We start from the raw sequence: 12,209 nt of genomic DNA, 5'->3' as shown, positions 1-12,209 counted from the left end.
GGGGACGGTCACCTGCGAGGTCCTGGCGGTGAGCGAGGGGGAGGGGAGGATCACGCCCGGATCACCTCCGGGCCCGCTGCGGCCATCTCGGCCGCGACCCCGGAATCGAGCCCGGTGTCACTGATCACCACGTCGATCTCCTGGATCGAGGCGAAACGCGCCAGGTAGGTGTTGGGGAACTTGGTGTGGTCGGCGAGCAACACGCACCGCTGCGCCGCGTCGATCATCGCCCGCTTGATGGCGGCCTCGGCCGGGTCGGGTGTCGTCAGCCCCTTGGCCACCGAGCAGCCGTTGGCGGCCATGAACGCCACGTCCACGTGCAGGTCGGCGAGAGGGCGCAGTGCCCAGTCGTCGACGGTGGCCAGGGTCCGCCCGCGGACCCGGCCGCCCAGCATGATCACCGTCAGGTTGGGGCGGGTGGCCATCGCCGTCGCCAGCGGCGGTGAGTTCACGATCACGGTCAGCTCCCGATCGACCGGAAGTGCCTGCACCAGCCTGCCGGTGGTCGAACCGGCGTCGATGATGATCGCGCCGTCGTCGGGGAGCTCGGCGAGCGCCGCCTTCGCGATGCGTTCCTTCTCCGCGATCATCACCTCGTCGCGGGCGGCCAGCTCGGGCTCGAACCCCAGCCGCTCGACCAGGATCGCTCCGCCGTGCACGCGTCGCAGCATCCCGGAGCGCTCCAGCGCGGTCAGGTCGCGCCGGATGGTCTCCGTGGTGACGGCGAACTCCTCCGCCAGCGTCACCACGTCCACCCGTCCGACGGCCCGCGCCCGGCGCAGAATCTCCTGTTGCCGCTCCTCGGCGTACATGCTGTTGATTCACCACCGTTTCCGTGTTGTTTCAGCTTTATTTACACCCGAATGTGTTGGAACGTCAATGGGCTACCTCCCGGCTAACACAGCATGACCATAAAAAAACCCAGGTATTTACCGGTAAACCGAGGGGTCGGGCGGGGGTGGGGTCACGGTTTGGCCCATATTTGGGAACACGTTGGAATCACTGTGGCTCTTGGTGTGAAGTGAGGCCGATCCGGGCTCCGCCCGGCGGCGAAGTGAGGAGCGCCGCGGGCTCTTCCCGTGCGAAAGACGCGTCTCAGGAGGGATCCGGGGAGGTTCGAGGAGCTCCGGGGATCTTCGGGAAGGACGGGGAACGCCCCGGACTTCCCGGCGGATGGGAGTCCGGGGCCATCACGGGGGTTCTGTCGCGGGAAGTGCCTCAGCCGGGAAACGAGATGTGGGCGGGCGGCACGTGGGCGGCCAGCCAGACGCCGTTGGCGCTCACCCGGAACTCGTGACCCGCCCGGTGCATCTCTCCCGCGCGGACGACCAGCACGACCGGCCTGCCCCGGCGCGCGCCCACCCGGGTCGCGGTCTCCCGGTTGGGGGACAGGTGCACGGCGTGCCGGTTCATCGGACGCAGGCCCTCCCGCCGGATGGCGCCCACGTGCGCGTCCACCGTGCCGTGAAAGAGGATCTCGGGCGGTTCGACCACGGGAAGGTCCAGATCGACGTCGACCGTGTGGCCCTGGTTGGCGCGGATCCGGTCGCCCTCGATGCTGAAGCGCCGCTTGTCGTTGCCCGCGACCACCCGTGCGAGCTCCTCACGGGTGATCGCGAAACCGTGCCGCGCGGCGGCGGCCAGCAGGGCTTCGATGTCCACCCAGCCCTGCGGGCCGAGGACGAGCCCGATGCGCTCTGGCTGGTGCCTGAGGTGCTGGGAGAGATATTTGGAGACTCGAACCAGCCGCTTGTCGTCCATGGGATACGGGTCTCCGGGTGGGGTGGGCTCAGCCGTCGGCGGCCCAGCCGTGGGTGCGCTTGAGGACGGCGGCCACGCGGGCGAAGCGCGCGCCGTCGAGGATGGAGCCCTCGCGCCGGATGTCGCCCTCGGCGAGACTGAAGATCCGATCCAGGCGCAGGTAGGAGACCCGGTTCTCCCGGTCCCACTGGCCGGGGCCGAGCTCCAGGTAGTCGTCGGGGTCGCCGCCGGCCCGGCTGGTCAGCATCAGTGCGAGCAGCTTGCGCCCGTGGCGGCCGACGACCAGCAGGGGCCGGTCCTTGCCCCGGTTCGGATCCTCCTCGTAGGGGACCCATGCCCAGACGATCTCGCCGGGGTCGGCGAGCCCGTCGAGGTCGGGGGAGTAGTGCAGGGTCGCGGTTCGGTCGACGCGGTGGACCTCGCTGACCGCGCCTCGGGCCGGTCGGGGGTCCTCGCCAAGATCACGCACGCACACAGCTTAACGGCAGACTCCGGCCGCTTCCAAGGGGGCACCCGGAGCCGGTGGCGGGAAAGCGCGCCGCCCGCCGGCCGCGATGCCGGCGGGCGGCCGAGGTCCCGGTGGGCGGGTGCCCTCGTCCTGGACCTGGTGCGAAGACGGCTCAGCCGCCGCTCTTGCGCCGGAAGGAGCGCTTGGCCGCAGCCGGGCCGTGAGCACCGTGGATCTTCGAGGAGTTCTTCCCCTTGCCCCCGGAGCCCGCGTCCGCCTGGGCGAGCTTCTTGCGCTCCAGTGCCTCGCGGAACTTGCGCTTCAGCTCGTCGTCGGAACTCTCGGAACCTTCGGGTTCCGGCGTGACGTCAGACATTACAGACCTCCTGATCTATCGGGCGGTCCAACCCCGACCAACAGGATCATCATCCTCTCATCCGGACCCCTTCGGCGTGCAGGCCCCTGGCTTCGGCTCTGAGAGGAAGGGCATTGTGCCGCGAGCTCCGCCGGCGCACGGGTCAGTGCATTCCCAGCGCCATCATCAGCAGCAGGCCGGCGAGGTGGCCGACGACCACGAAGACGATCACGAAGACGAAGACGAACTTGGCCGGGCCGTGCTCGAAGTGCCGGCCCTCCTTGAGGGTGGGACGCTTGGCCTGGCGCTCGGCGATCCGCTCCTCGATCGGCCTGCTGTGAAACATGGGGGTCCTTTGCTCACCGATGGTTGGGGCGATAATCGTTTGTGTACCAATTATCGTACTATGTCGCTTGGAGGCGCACGTGAGTGACATGGCCGATCCCCTGAGCCTGGACCGTCAGGTGTGCTTCGCCCTGGCGATCGCCTCGCGCAACGTCATCGGTCTCTACCGGCCCCTGCTGGAGCCGATGGGGCTCACCCATCCCCAGTATCTGGTCATGCTCGCCCTCTGGGAGCGGGCACCGCTCTCGGTCAAGGAGCTGAGCGAGCTACTGAGACTCGACCCCGGTACGCTGTCCCCGCTGCTGAAGCGTCTCGAGGCCGTCGGTTACATCCGGAGGCGGCGTGACAGCCAGGACCAGCGTGTCCTGGCCGTCTCGCTCACACCGGAGGGCAGCGGGCTACGGGGCGAGGCGGAGAAGGTTCCGCCGGCGATCGTCAAGCGTCTGGGGATGACCGTGGAGGAGCTCCAGGAGCTCCACCGGTCGCTGACACGGCTGATCGCCGCGGCGGACGGCGCGGCATCACCGACTCACGAAGAGTCACAGGACAGGGAGAGGAAAGGCTCATGGCCGGAAGTCACGGGGGAAGCCCCAAGTCGTGGTTCGCGGTGATCGTCATCCTGCTGGGGTTCACCGTGGGGGGCGTCGCCCTGTGCCTCGGCCCCAACTGGACGTTCTTCTGGGTGGGGGCCGGGATCGTCGCGGTGGGCGGTGTGATCGCCCTGGTGGTCGACATCTTCTCCGACGTCATCATCGACGCGCCCCGCGTGCCGATGGACCAGAGCAACGGCTGATCGGGCCTCCTGCGGCGCCTCCCCACCCGGCGGGATCTCAAGTGATCCGGTAGAGCAGCTCGGGTCGTCCGAGTCCGCCGTACTGGGGGACCCGGTGCGTGATCCCGTTCTCCGTCAGATGCTCCAGGTAGCGGCGGGCGGTCACCCGGGAGACGCCGATCGCCGCCCCGGCGGTCTGAGCCGACAGGCCGCCGGGCGCCTTGCGCAGCTCCGCCAGCACGGCGTCGAGCGTGGCCTGCGTCATCCCCTTGGGAAGGAGGCTCTGCGTCGGACCCCGCAGTGCCGCCAGCGCGCGGTCCACCTCGCCCTGACCGTTCGCCTCTCCCACGCCCTCCACCGAGGACCGGAACTCCGCGTAGCGGACGAGCTTCTCGTTCAGCGAGGCGAAGGTGAACGGCTTGAGCAGATACTGGGCCACGCCGACGGAGACCGCCGACCTGACCACCGACAGGTCCCGCGCCGAGGTGACCGCGATGACGTCCGACATCACGCCCGCAGCCCGCAGTGCCCGGCACACCTCCAGCCCGTGCATGTCCGGCAGGTAGAGGTCGAGCAGGATGAGATCGACGGGATGTCGCCGCAGGAAGCGCAACGCGTCGCCACCGGACCTGACCACCGCCTCCACCCTGAATCCGGGCACCCGCTCCACGAAGACCCGGTTCGCCTCGGCGGTGATCTCCTCGTCCTCGACGACCAGTACCGAGATCATGAGACGCCCTTCCCTCGCAGTGGCAGCCGCACGGTGAACACCGCGCCCGTCCCGCTCTCCGCCGTCCTTCCGGCGTCCCGCTCGTTCTCGCCCGCGAGCGCGCGGACGGTTTTCGCGGCCGGGTCCGGCTCGCCGGTCCCGCCGACCTCGATCGTCCCGCCCATGCGGCGGACCGCCTGACCGACCATGGCCAGGCCGAGGCCGCGGCCGTCGCCCTTGGTGGTCCAGCCCCGACGGAAGGCATCCCGAGCCGTCGCCGGGTCGAGGCCCTGGCCGCTGTCCGCCACGCTGATCACGAAGGTCGTCTCGTCGGCGCGCAGCCGCACCTCCACCCGCGCGGGCCCGGTGCTCGACATGGCCGCGTCCGCCGCATTGTCTATCAGGTTGCCGACGATCGTCACCAGGTCGCGGGTGTCCAGGCCGAGGTCGTCGAGCTCGCTGTCCGGCGTGATCGCCAGCTCCACTCCCCGTTCCCCGGCCTCGGCGCTCTTGCCCAGCAACAGCGCGGCGAGTACGGGTTCGCGCACGGCGCCCACCACCCGGTCGGTGAGCTGCTGCGCGGCCTTGATCTCCTCGGTCGCGAACGCCACCGCCTGCTCGGCGCGGCCCAGCTCGACGAGGGTGATGACCGTGTGCAGCCGGTTCGCCGACTCGTGCGCGGCGGCCCGCAGGGAGTCGGCGAAGCCGCGCTCGGCGTCGAGTTGCCCGGTCAGGGACTGCAGCTCCGTGTGGTCGCGAAGGGTGACCACGGTGCCGAGCGAGCGGTTGCCGGAGCGGACCACCGCGACGTTCACCACCAGCGTCCGCTCTCCGGTCATGTGGATCTCATCGCTACGGTTCTCACCCGCCGAGAGGCGCTCGCTCAGCGAGAGGGGAAGGCCCAGCCGGCCGATGTGCCTGCCGCTCACCTCGCCCGTCAGGCCCAGGAGTTCCCTGGCGCCGTCGTTGCAGAGCGTCACCGTGCCCGCCTCGTCGACGAGCAGCAGCCCTTCCCGTACGGCGTGCAGGATCGCGTCGTGGTACTCGTACATCCGGCTCAGCTCGGCGGGGCCCATCCCGTGGGTCTGGCGGCGCAGCCGGGCACCGACCAGGTAGGTGCCCGCTCCGCCGACGGACAGGCCGAGCAGACCGGTCAGCGCGGCGCCGGCGATCTGCCCGCGGAGCCTGACGCTGATCTTGCTGATGGTGATGCCCGCGCTGACCAGGGCCTTCACCTCGCCGCGGGCGTCGCGGACCGGGGCGACGGCACGGACCGAGGGGCCGAGCGTGCCGGTGTAGGTCTCGGTGAACACCTGTCCCGCGAGGGCGGGCGCGGTGTGGCCGAGGAAGCGGTGGCCGATCCTGGCCGGGTCGGGATGCGTGTAGCGCACGCCGTCGAGACTCATGATCGTGACGAAGTCGACCCCCGTCTCCCGTCTCACCCGTTCCGCGTACGGCTGCAGGGCCGCGGAGTCGCCCAGGTGGGTGAGGACGGAGGGGGAGTCGGCCACGCTGATGGTCACCGCCCTGGCGGTGCCGACGGCCTCCTCGACGAGCAGGTCACGCACCTGCAGGAACGCCAGCAGAGCGCCACCGGCCACGGTGACGCCTACCACGACGATCTGGAGCACCAGCATCTGCCGGGCGAGGCTCCAGTCGCGCATGCGTCTGGGAAATTTCCGCAAGTTCACGAACGAAATGTACGCAAGGGTGACTCAGATCACAGGCCCGGACCATAGTCGCTCGACCGGACTTTCCTTCTAGCGCGGTGGAGCACGCATGAGCGCGGCCCGAGATAGAACACACTACCTGTACATAGCCGTCATCCTCGCTGTGATCGCCGGCATCGCGATCGGCTTCGCGGCTCCCGACGCCGGCATCGCACTGAAGCCGCTCGGCGCCGCCTTCGTCGCCCTGATCAAGATGATGATCAGCCCGATCATCTTCTGCACCATCGTCCTCGGCGTCGGATCGGTCACCAAGGCCGCCAAGGTCGGCAGGGTCGGAGGCCTCGCGCTCGGCTACTTCGTCGCGATGTCGACCGTCGCGCTGGGCATCGGCCTGCTCGTGGGCAACCTGGTCGACCCCGGCCACGGCCTGCAGCTCACCGACGAACTGCGCAAGGCCGCCGAGGCGGAGGCGGTCAAGGGCGGTGAGACCGACACGACCACGTTCCTGCTCGGGATCATCCCCACCACGCTGGTGTCGGCGTTCACCGGGGGGCAGGTGCTGCAGACCCTCCTCGTCGCGCTGCTCGCCGGGTTCGCCCTGCAGGCGATGGGCGAGCGCGCCAAGCCCATCCTGAACGGCATCACGCACATCCAGCGGCTCGTCTTCCGTATCCTCGCCATGATCATGTGGGCCGCCCCGGTCGGCGCCTTCGGCGCGATAGCCGCGGTCGTCGGAGCCACCGGCATGGACGCGCTCAGGAGCCTCGGCGTCATCATGCTCGCCTTCTACCTGACCTGCGTGCTCTTCGTGTTCGTCATCCTCGGGCCGATGCTCTGGCTCGTGGCGCGCGTCGGGCTGTTCCCGCTGCTGCGCTATCTCGGCAGGGAGTTCCTGCTGATCCTGTCGACCTCGTCGTCGGAGTCGGCCCTGCCCCGCCTGATCGCCAAGATGGAGCACCTCGGCGTGAGCAAGCCCGTCGTCGGCATCACCGTGCCGACCGGGTACTCCTTCAACCTGGACGGCACCGCCATCTACCTCACCATGGCCACGCTGTTCGTCGCGAGCGCCACCGGTGCCCCGCTCGCCTTCGGTGAGCAGGTCTCCCTGCTGGTGTTCATGATCATCGCGTCGAAGGGCGCGGCCGGGGTCACCGGTGCGGGTCTGGCCACCCTCGCGGGCGGCCTGCAGTCCCACCGCCCCGACCTGGTCGACGGCGTCGGCCTCATCGTCGGCATCGACCGCTTCATGTCCGAGGCGCGGGCGCTGACCAACTTCGCGGGCAACGCGGTCGCCACCGTCCTGATCGGCACCTGGACGGGAGAGTTCGACCGGCAGCGCGCGGCCGAGGTCCTGGCGGGCAGGGCGCCGTTCGACGAGACGACCCTCCTCGACGACGACAACGAGGGTGAGGACGCCTCGCCGCCCTCGCCGTCCTCCGCGCGCCCGGACGACCAGGCCCTGACCCCGGCGTAGCCGGCGTAACGACGGGCGACCCTCCGAAGGGCGCACGGGCCGGTGGTGGACGCTCTGCTCGGGGGAGCGACCGCCACCGGCCCGTACGTGTGAGGACGCGCCTGTCGAAGTGATCGCCGTCGGCCGGTTCCCGCGGATCCGGCGGCGTTGACACCCTTGTCACGTCGTCCTAGTTTGAGCAGGCTCAGACGACTGATCACGAAATCGAAGGGGAGCGGTGGATGGCCGTCATCGATGCCCACCAGCACTTCTGGAATCTGGAGACGGGCTCCTACCCCTGGCTGACGCCGGAGGCGGGGCCGCTCTACCGCACCTTCGCCCCCGAGGAACTCGTCCCGCAGCTCGCCGCCGCCGGTGTGCAGCGGACCGTGCTGGTCCAGGCCGCCGACACCTACGCCGACACCGACGCGATGCTGGCGCAGGCGGACGCCCACGACTTCATCGCCGCCGTGGTGGGGTGGGTGCCGCTGAACCGGCCGGACGAGGCGGCGGAGGCGCTGGAGCGTTACGGCAGGCATCCGAGGTTCGCCGGGGTGAGGCACCTCATCCACGACGACCCCGACCCCGACTGGGTCGTCCAGGACACGGTGATCGAGAGTCTGGGCCTGCTCGCCGCGGCGGGGCTGCCGTTCGACGTGGTCGCCGTGCTGCCCAGGCACCTGGAGCACGTGCCGTTCCTCGCCGAGCGCGTCCCCGGGCTGCGGCTGGTCATCGACCACCTGTCCAAGCCGCCGATCAGGGAGAAGGGGTGGGAGCCGTGGGCGTCGCTGATCGCCCGCGCCGCCGAGCACCCCAACGTGTACGGCAAGGTGTCCGGTCTCAACACCGCCGCCGATCCGGAGACCTGGACCGCCGAGGACCTCCGCCCCTACGTCGACCACGCGCTTGAGGTGTTCGGCCCCGAGCGGCTGATGTTCGGCAGCGACTGGCCGGTGGCCGTCCTCGCGGGCGACTACGCCAAGGTCTGGCAGGAGACCGGCGTGCTGCTCTCGGGGCTCGACGAGGCCGCCAGGCAGGCGATCCTCGGCGGTACCGCGGCGCGCTTCTACGGCATCGAGCCCTGATCGGCCCTCGCTCTTTCCTGACCCCCTTCTGCCCGCTTCGCGCCCCGCGTTCCTCCCGGCCCCTTTCTGACGGAGGGTCCTCGGCGGCGCCGCGAGCGCGGGTTGACGCGCGCCCTCGGACTCAGGCCGACGCGCGCAGGAAGCCGATGCTTGCCGCGAGGCCGCGAATGTCGACGCCGAGGCCGCGCAGGATGGAGACGGAGGCGTTCGAGCCGTCGGCCAGCAGGCCCTTCAGTAGTTCCTCGCCGCCCACCTCGGAGTCGGTGCCTCGGGTGTGCAGGGCGACCTCGACGACCTTCCGTGCCCTGGCCGTGAGGAGCAGGTCACCGGCCGGGCCGCTGAGTGTCACGTTCAGCGGGCGGAGCCTGGAGCGCGTCAGCCGCCACGCCAGGGGATCCTCTCTCCGGGGCGGGAGGCGCCGCCTGACCTCGTCCAGGTCGACGCCGATGGCGGCGAGCAGCGCGCGGTCGCCCGCCAGGCCCCTCGCGGTCTCACGGTTCCGGATCTCCGCCCCGACCGTCTCGGGGGTGACCGTGAGACCCGTCACCGGCCAGGACTTGGCCAGAGCGAGCAGGAACATGTCCTCGTCGAGCGTGGTGCGGCCGTGGTCGAGCGCCAGTAGTCCGGCGCGGACCGTGGTCCGCCGGGCCTCGGGGGTGAATCTCGCGAACATCGTCAGCTCCCGCCCTCGGTGATTCGGTGTGCGTGCTTGCGGTGTGCCGTCTGCCGCCTGACGCCGAGCGCGGCGGCGATGACCTCCCAGGAGGAACCCTGGTTCCTGGCCTCGATGACGTGCGCGGCCTCAAGCTCCTCCAGAAGCCTGCGCAGCGCCGCCACGGCCGCCAGTGCCACCACCGGATCCTTGCCGTCGACGGCCTCGGCGAACTCGTTCAACGATCCCATGCTGTCAGCATAAGCTGACATATTCGTTGTTGTCAGCATTTGCTGACAACATTCCGGAGCCTCGCCGCGTTCCGGCAGCGGACGCGCTAGCGTGCGAGGGTGGACAAGATCTTCACCGTTGAGGAGGCGCGGGCGCTCATGCCCGTGCTGCTGGAGCGGGCCGCCGCGTTCGTGGCGATGCGGGGGGAGTTGGCGGAGCTCGCGCACGAGCTCCGCAGCACCGGGACGTCGCAGGCCGGTGGCCTGGCGGAGGCGAAGGCATTCGAGGCCAGGCTGGAGGAGATCCTCGGCTGGTTCGAGGAGCGGGGTATCGAGGTCAAGGGCGTCGCGCCCCTGCTGGTCGACTTCCCCTCGGTGCTCGACGGGGTGCGGGTGCGGCTGTGCTGGCTGGAAGGGGACCGCGAGCTGGTGTGGTACCACCGAGAAGAACTCGGCTTCGCCGGTCGCAGACCCCTTCCCTGACCACGTTCCCCGGAGGGTCGGGGGTCTGACTACTCGACCACCAGGTTGACCGGGATGTTGCCCCGGGTGGCGTTGGAGTAGGGGCAGACCTGGTGGGCGGCCTCCACGAGGGCGGTGCCGGCCTCCCCGTGCAACTCGTCGGGCAGCTCGACGCGCAGCGTCACGGCGAGCGCGAAGCCCTCGCCCTCGGGGACGAGGCCCACCTCGGCGGTCACCGAGGCCTCGGACACGTCGGCCTTCCGCCTCCTGCCGATCAGCTGGAGCGCGCTGGCGAAGCAGGCGGCGTATCCGGCCGCGAACAACTGCTCGGGATTGGTGCCCTCGCCGGAACCGCCCAGCTCCTTCGGTGGTGCGAGGGTCACGTCGAGGCGCTTGTCGGACGAGACCGCCCGTCCCTCTCTGCCGTTGGCGGTGGCGATGGCCGTGTAGATCGTACTCATCGTGATCCCTTCTCGGTTTCGGACAACTTAATTGTGCACAATTAAGTTGATAACAGTCAAGGTCGGTATAATCGAGACGTGAAGATCACCGTCGAGAATCTGGTCTGCTTCGACGTGCACGCCGCCTCTCGCGCCCTGGACGCCGTCTACCGCAGGGTGCTGGGCGAGCTCGGCCTGACCTACCCGCAGTACCTGGTCATGATGGTGCTCTGGGAGCGCGAGCCGGTGACGGTCAAGGAGCTCGGCGTGAGGCTGCGGCTCGACTCGGGCACCCTGTCCCCGCTGCTGAAGAGGCTGGAGGCGGCCGGCCTGGTGCGTCGCGAGCGCAGCACGGAGGACGAACGATCGGTGCTGGTGCGGCTCACCGACGAGGGTGGCAGGCTGGGGGAGCGGGCGTGCGACGTCCCCGCCCGGATCTTCGAGGCCGCCGGTCTCGCCCCCGTCGAGGTCCTGGACCTGCAGCGGACCCTGCGCCGTCTCGTCGCCTCCCTCGACGAGTCGGCGCGATGACCACGGCCGACGACGTACGCCGCGTCGCCCTGGCGCTGCCCAGGACCGAGGAGAGAATCGTCAGGGACCGGGCGACCTTCCGGGTGGGCCGGATCGTCTACGCCGCGATCTCGCCGGACGAGACCTCGATGGGTTTCGCCTTCCCCAAGGAGGAGCGGGCCGCGCTGGTGGCGGCCGAGCCGGAGAAGTTCCACATGCCCCGGCCCTCCGACGAGCGTTACCACTGGGTGCGGGTGTGGCTCGCGGCGATCGACGAAGCCGAGACGCGCGAGATCGTCGAGGAGGCGTGGCGGATGGTCGCCCCCAAAAGGCTCGCGGCCGCTCATCTCGGAGAGCCGGTGATCAGGAAGTCCCGCTGAGGTGGACCTCCCGGGCCAGCTTCGTCGTCTGGGCGGTGGAGCGCTGCCAGGTGCTTCCCGCGGGGTGGGCGGTCAGCAGGACCACGATCCAGCGCTCCTTGGGGCCGACGAGCCCTGTGGTGTGCAGGACCGGGCGTCCCAGGTCGGGGACCGGCCCTGAGCGGGCGGGGACGACCCGTGCGGTGACCATGGACTCGGTGGAGGTGGAGGTCGCGGGGTGGGTGGCGGACGCGGGGGCCGCCGAGGCCGAAGGCAGGGGGGTGGGAGCGGTCGCCGGGCGGCAGCGGATCGGGGGCGTGGAGCCGTACCCCGACCAGCCCTGTTTGACCGCCCACGGCCCGCGCACCGCGCGGGGGATGCCGAAGTACTGGTCGAAACCGTCGGAGCCGCACTGCCCCGACCTGCGCAGGTGGCCCAGGATCAGGCCGCCGACCTTGGGGTCGGCCTGGTCGAGCAGGTAGCGGTAGGTCGTGGCGACGTCCATCGCGCTGAGTGAGGTGTAGCCCCAGAAGCCCGGTTTGTCGGCCGGCGGGGGAGCGGTGTCGGTGAGCCGCAGCTTGCGCGCCATCCGCTGGACGATCTTTCCCTGACCGCCCCGGGTCCAGAAGGACGTCGCGGCGCCGTCGTCGCTCACTCGCAGCATGGCCTTCAGCAGCGCGAGGTCCCGCTGGGGAACGCTCTTGCGCGACTCCAGGTAGTCGATCGCGATGAGGATCTTCACCACCGACGCCGATCGGAACCTCCGGTGCGCGTTGCGGTACTCGGTCACCTTCGCCGTCTGCCGGTCGAAGACCACGTACCCGGCCGTCACCCCCGGTGGGATGTTCGGCTTGCCGGGGGCGGCGGCCGAGGCCGGAGTGGTGGTGGCGATGAGCGGGAGGGCCATCGCGAGAGCTGCCAGAAAACGCGTCACGGGACAAATGCCTACCAGATCCCG

Annotated in this window: 18 protein-coding genes; 7 read left to right on the top strand and 11 right to left on the bottom strand. The window is 70.1% G+C overall.

The features are described 5' to 3' along the window. Positions 1 to 50: 50 nt before the first annotated feature. The 5 genes from AB0B96_RS08350 to AB0B96_RS08330 form a co-directional block, all read right to left on the bottom strand. The gene (locus AB0B96_RS08350; RefSeq protein ID WP_350948364.1) at positions 51 to 812 is read right to left on the bottom strand and encodes a DeoR/GlpR family DNA-binding transcription regulator; all 762 of its coding nucleotides are present in this window, start codon (positions 810 to 812) and stop codon (positions 51 to 53) included. A gap of 406 nt (positions 813 to 1,218) precedes the next feature. Further along, positions 1,219 to 1,761: an RNA 2'-phosphotransferase gene (locus AB0B96_RS08345; RefSeq protein ID WP_362897202.1), complete on the bottom strand. Its 543-nt coding sequence runs from the start codon at positions 1,759 to 1,761 to the stop codon at positions 1,219 to 1,221. A gap of 28 nt (positions 1,762 to 1,789) precedes the next feature. After that, positions 1,790 to 2,230 (bottom strand): type II toxin-antitoxin system PemK/MazF family toxin, encoded by a 441-nt coding sequence (locus tag AB0B96_RS08340; RefSeq protein ID WP_350948366.1) that lies wholly within the window; start codon positions 2,228 to 2,230, stop codon positions 1,790 to 1,792. 151 nt (positions 2,231 to 2,381) lie between these two features. Further along, on the bottom strand, positions 2,382 to 2,585 hold the full coding sequence (locus tag AB0B96_RS08335; protein WP_350967627.1) for a DUF5302 domain-containing protein: 204 nt from the start codon (positions 2,583 to 2,585) through the stop codon (positions 2,382 to 2,384). Positions 2,586 to 2,727: 142 nt separating this feature from the next. Continuing rightward, complete coding sequence (locus AB0B96_RS08330) at positions 2,728 to 2,910, bottom strand: hypothetical protein (RefSeq protein ID WP_350948368.1); 183 nt, start codon at positions 2,908 to 2,910, stop codon at positions 2,728 to 2,730. An 88-nt stretch (positions 2,911 to 2,998) separates the two neighbouring features. On the opposite strand from AB0B96_RS08330, the gene AB0B96_RS08325 reads away from it, so the two are divergent. Next, on the top strand, positions 2,999 to 3,520 hold the full coding sequence (locus AB0B96_RS08325) for a MarR family winged helix-turn-helix transcriptional regulator (protein WP_350948458.1): 522 nt from the start codon (positions 2,999 to 3,001) through the stop codon (positions 3,518 to 3,520). Then, a complete protein-coding gene (locus AB0B96_RS08320; RefSeq protein ID WP_362897201.1) occupies positions 3,475 to 3,702 on the top strand; it encodes an HGxxPAAW family protein in 228 nt (75 codons plus the stop codon). Before AB0B96_RS08325 ends, AB0B96_RS08320 begins: the two co-directional genes overlap by 46 nt. Positions 3,703 to 3,739: 37 nt before the next feature. Here AB0B96_RS08320 and AB0B96_RS08315 read toward each other — a convergent pair whose 3' ends face one another. Together AB0B96_RS08315 and AB0B96_RS08310 are read right to left on the bottom strand one after the other, a co-directional pair. Then, positions 3,740 to 4,411 carry a response regulator gene (locus tag AB0B96_RS08315; RefSeq protein WP_350948370.1) on the bottom strand — a complete coding sequence of 224 codons (672 nt, stop codon included), beginning with the start codon at positions 4,409 to 4,411 and terminating at the stop codon, positions 3,740 to 3,742. Next, positions 4,408 to 6,081: a sensor histidine kinase gene (locus AB0B96_RS08310; RefSeq protein ID WP_362897200.1), complete on the bottom strand. Its 1,674-nt coding sequence runs from the start codon at positions 6,079 to 6,081 to the stop codon at positions 4,408 to 4,410. The genes AB0B96_RS08315 and AB0B96_RS08310 overlap by 4 nt, the downstream gene beginning before the upstream one ends. Positions 6,082 to 6,169: 88 nt before the next feature. Here AB0B96_RS08310 and AB0B96_RS08305 point away from each other — a divergent pair, with 88 nt between their 5' ends. Both AB0B96_RS08305 and AB0B96_RS08300 read left to right on the top strand, forming a co-directional pair. Beyond that, positions 6,170 to 7,534: a cation:dicarboxylase symporter family transporter gene (locus AB0B96_RS08305; protein ID WP_362897199.1), complete on the top strand. Its 1,365-nt coding sequence runs from the start codon at positions 6,170 to 6,172 to the stop codon at positions 7,532 to 7,534. Between the two features lie 221 nt (positions 7,535 to 7,755). Continuing rightward, positions 7,756 to 8,598: an amidohydrolase family protein gene (locus AB0B96_RS08300; RefSeq protein ID WP_362897198.1), complete on the top strand. Its 843-nt coding sequence runs from the start codon at positions 7,756 to 7,758 to the stop codon at positions 8,596 to 8,598. Positions 8,599 to 8,719: 121 nt separating this feature from the next. On the opposite strand, the gene AB0B96_RS08295 is transcribed toward AB0B96_RS08300, so the two are convergent. Then, the gene (locus AB0B96_RS08295) at positions 8,720 to 9,271 is read right to left on the bottom strand and encodes a Clp protease N-terminal domain-containing protein (RefSeq protein WP_362897197.1); all 552 of its coding nucleotides are present in this window, start codon (positions 9,269 to 9,271) and stop codon (positions 8,720 to 8,722) included. Between the two features lie 2 nt (positions 9,272 to 9,273). Next, the gene (locus AB0B96_RS08290; RefSeq protein WP_350948375.1) at positions 9,274 to 9,501 is read right to left on the bottom strand and encodes a helix-turn-helix domain-containing protein; all 228 of its coding nucleotides are present in this window, start codon (positions 9,499 to 9,501) and stop codon (positions 9,274 to 9,276) included. A gap of 99 nt (positions 9,502 to 9,600) precedes the next feature. Here AB0B96_RS08290 and AB0B96_RS08285 point away from each other — a divergent pair, with 99 nt between their 5' ends. Further along, positions 9,601 to 9,963 carry a DUF2203 domain-containing protein gene (locus tag AB0B96_RS08285; protein ID WP_350948376.1) on the top strand — a complete coding sequence of 121 codons (363 nt, stop codon included), beginning with the start codon at positions 9,601 to 9,603 and terminating at the stop codon, positions 9,961 to 9,963. A 29-nt stretch (positions 9,964 to 9,992) separates the two neighbouring features. Here AB0B96_RS08285 and AB0B96_RS08280 read toward each other — a convergent pair whose 3' ends face one another. After that, the gene (locus tag AB0B96_RS08280) at positions 9,993 to 10,403 is read right to left on the bottom strand and encodes an organic hydroperoxide resistance protein (RefSeq protein WP_350948377.1); all 411 of its coding nucleotides are present in this window, start codon (positions 10,401 to 10,403) and stop codon (positions 9,993 to 9,995) included. Positions 10,404 to 10,481: 78 nt separating this feature from the next. Here AB0B96_RS08280 and AB0B96_RS08275 point away from each other — a divergent pair, with 78 nt between their 5' ends. Beyond that, positions 10,482 to 10,913, top strand: coding sequence for a MarR family transcriptional regulator (locus AB0B96_RS08275; RefSeq protein ID WP_350948378.1), 432 nt, complete (start codon positions 10,482 to 10,484; stop codon positions 10,911 to 10,913). After that, positions 10,910 to 11,272, top strand: coding sequence for an MmcQ/YjbR family DNA-binding protein (locus AB0B96_RS08270; RefSeq protein WP_362897196.1), 363 nt, complete (start codon positions 10,910 to 10,912; stop codon positions 11,270 to 11,272). Before AB0B96_RS08275 ends, AB0B96_RS08270 begins: the two co-directional genes overlap by 4 nt. Here the strand turns inward: AB0B96_RS08270 and AB0B96_RS08265 are convergent. Beyond that, a complete protein-coding gene (locus tag AB0B96_RS08265; RefSeq protein WP_362897195.1) occupies positions 11,256 to 12,185 on the bottom strand; it encodes a hypothetical protein in 930 nt (309 codons plus the stop codon). The genes AB0B96_RS08270 and AB0B96_RS08265 overlap by 17 nt on opposite strands. Between the last annotated feature and the right edge of the window lie 24 nt (positions 12,186 to 12,209).

The organism is Streptosporangium sp. NPDC049046 (assembly GCF_040649155.1).
Lineage (GTDB): Bacteria > Actinomycetota > Actinomycetes > Streptosporangiales > Streptosporangiaceae > Streptosporangium.
Note: the sequence above shows the minus strand (reverse complement) of the source record. Positions and strands in the feature narration are given on the sequence as shown.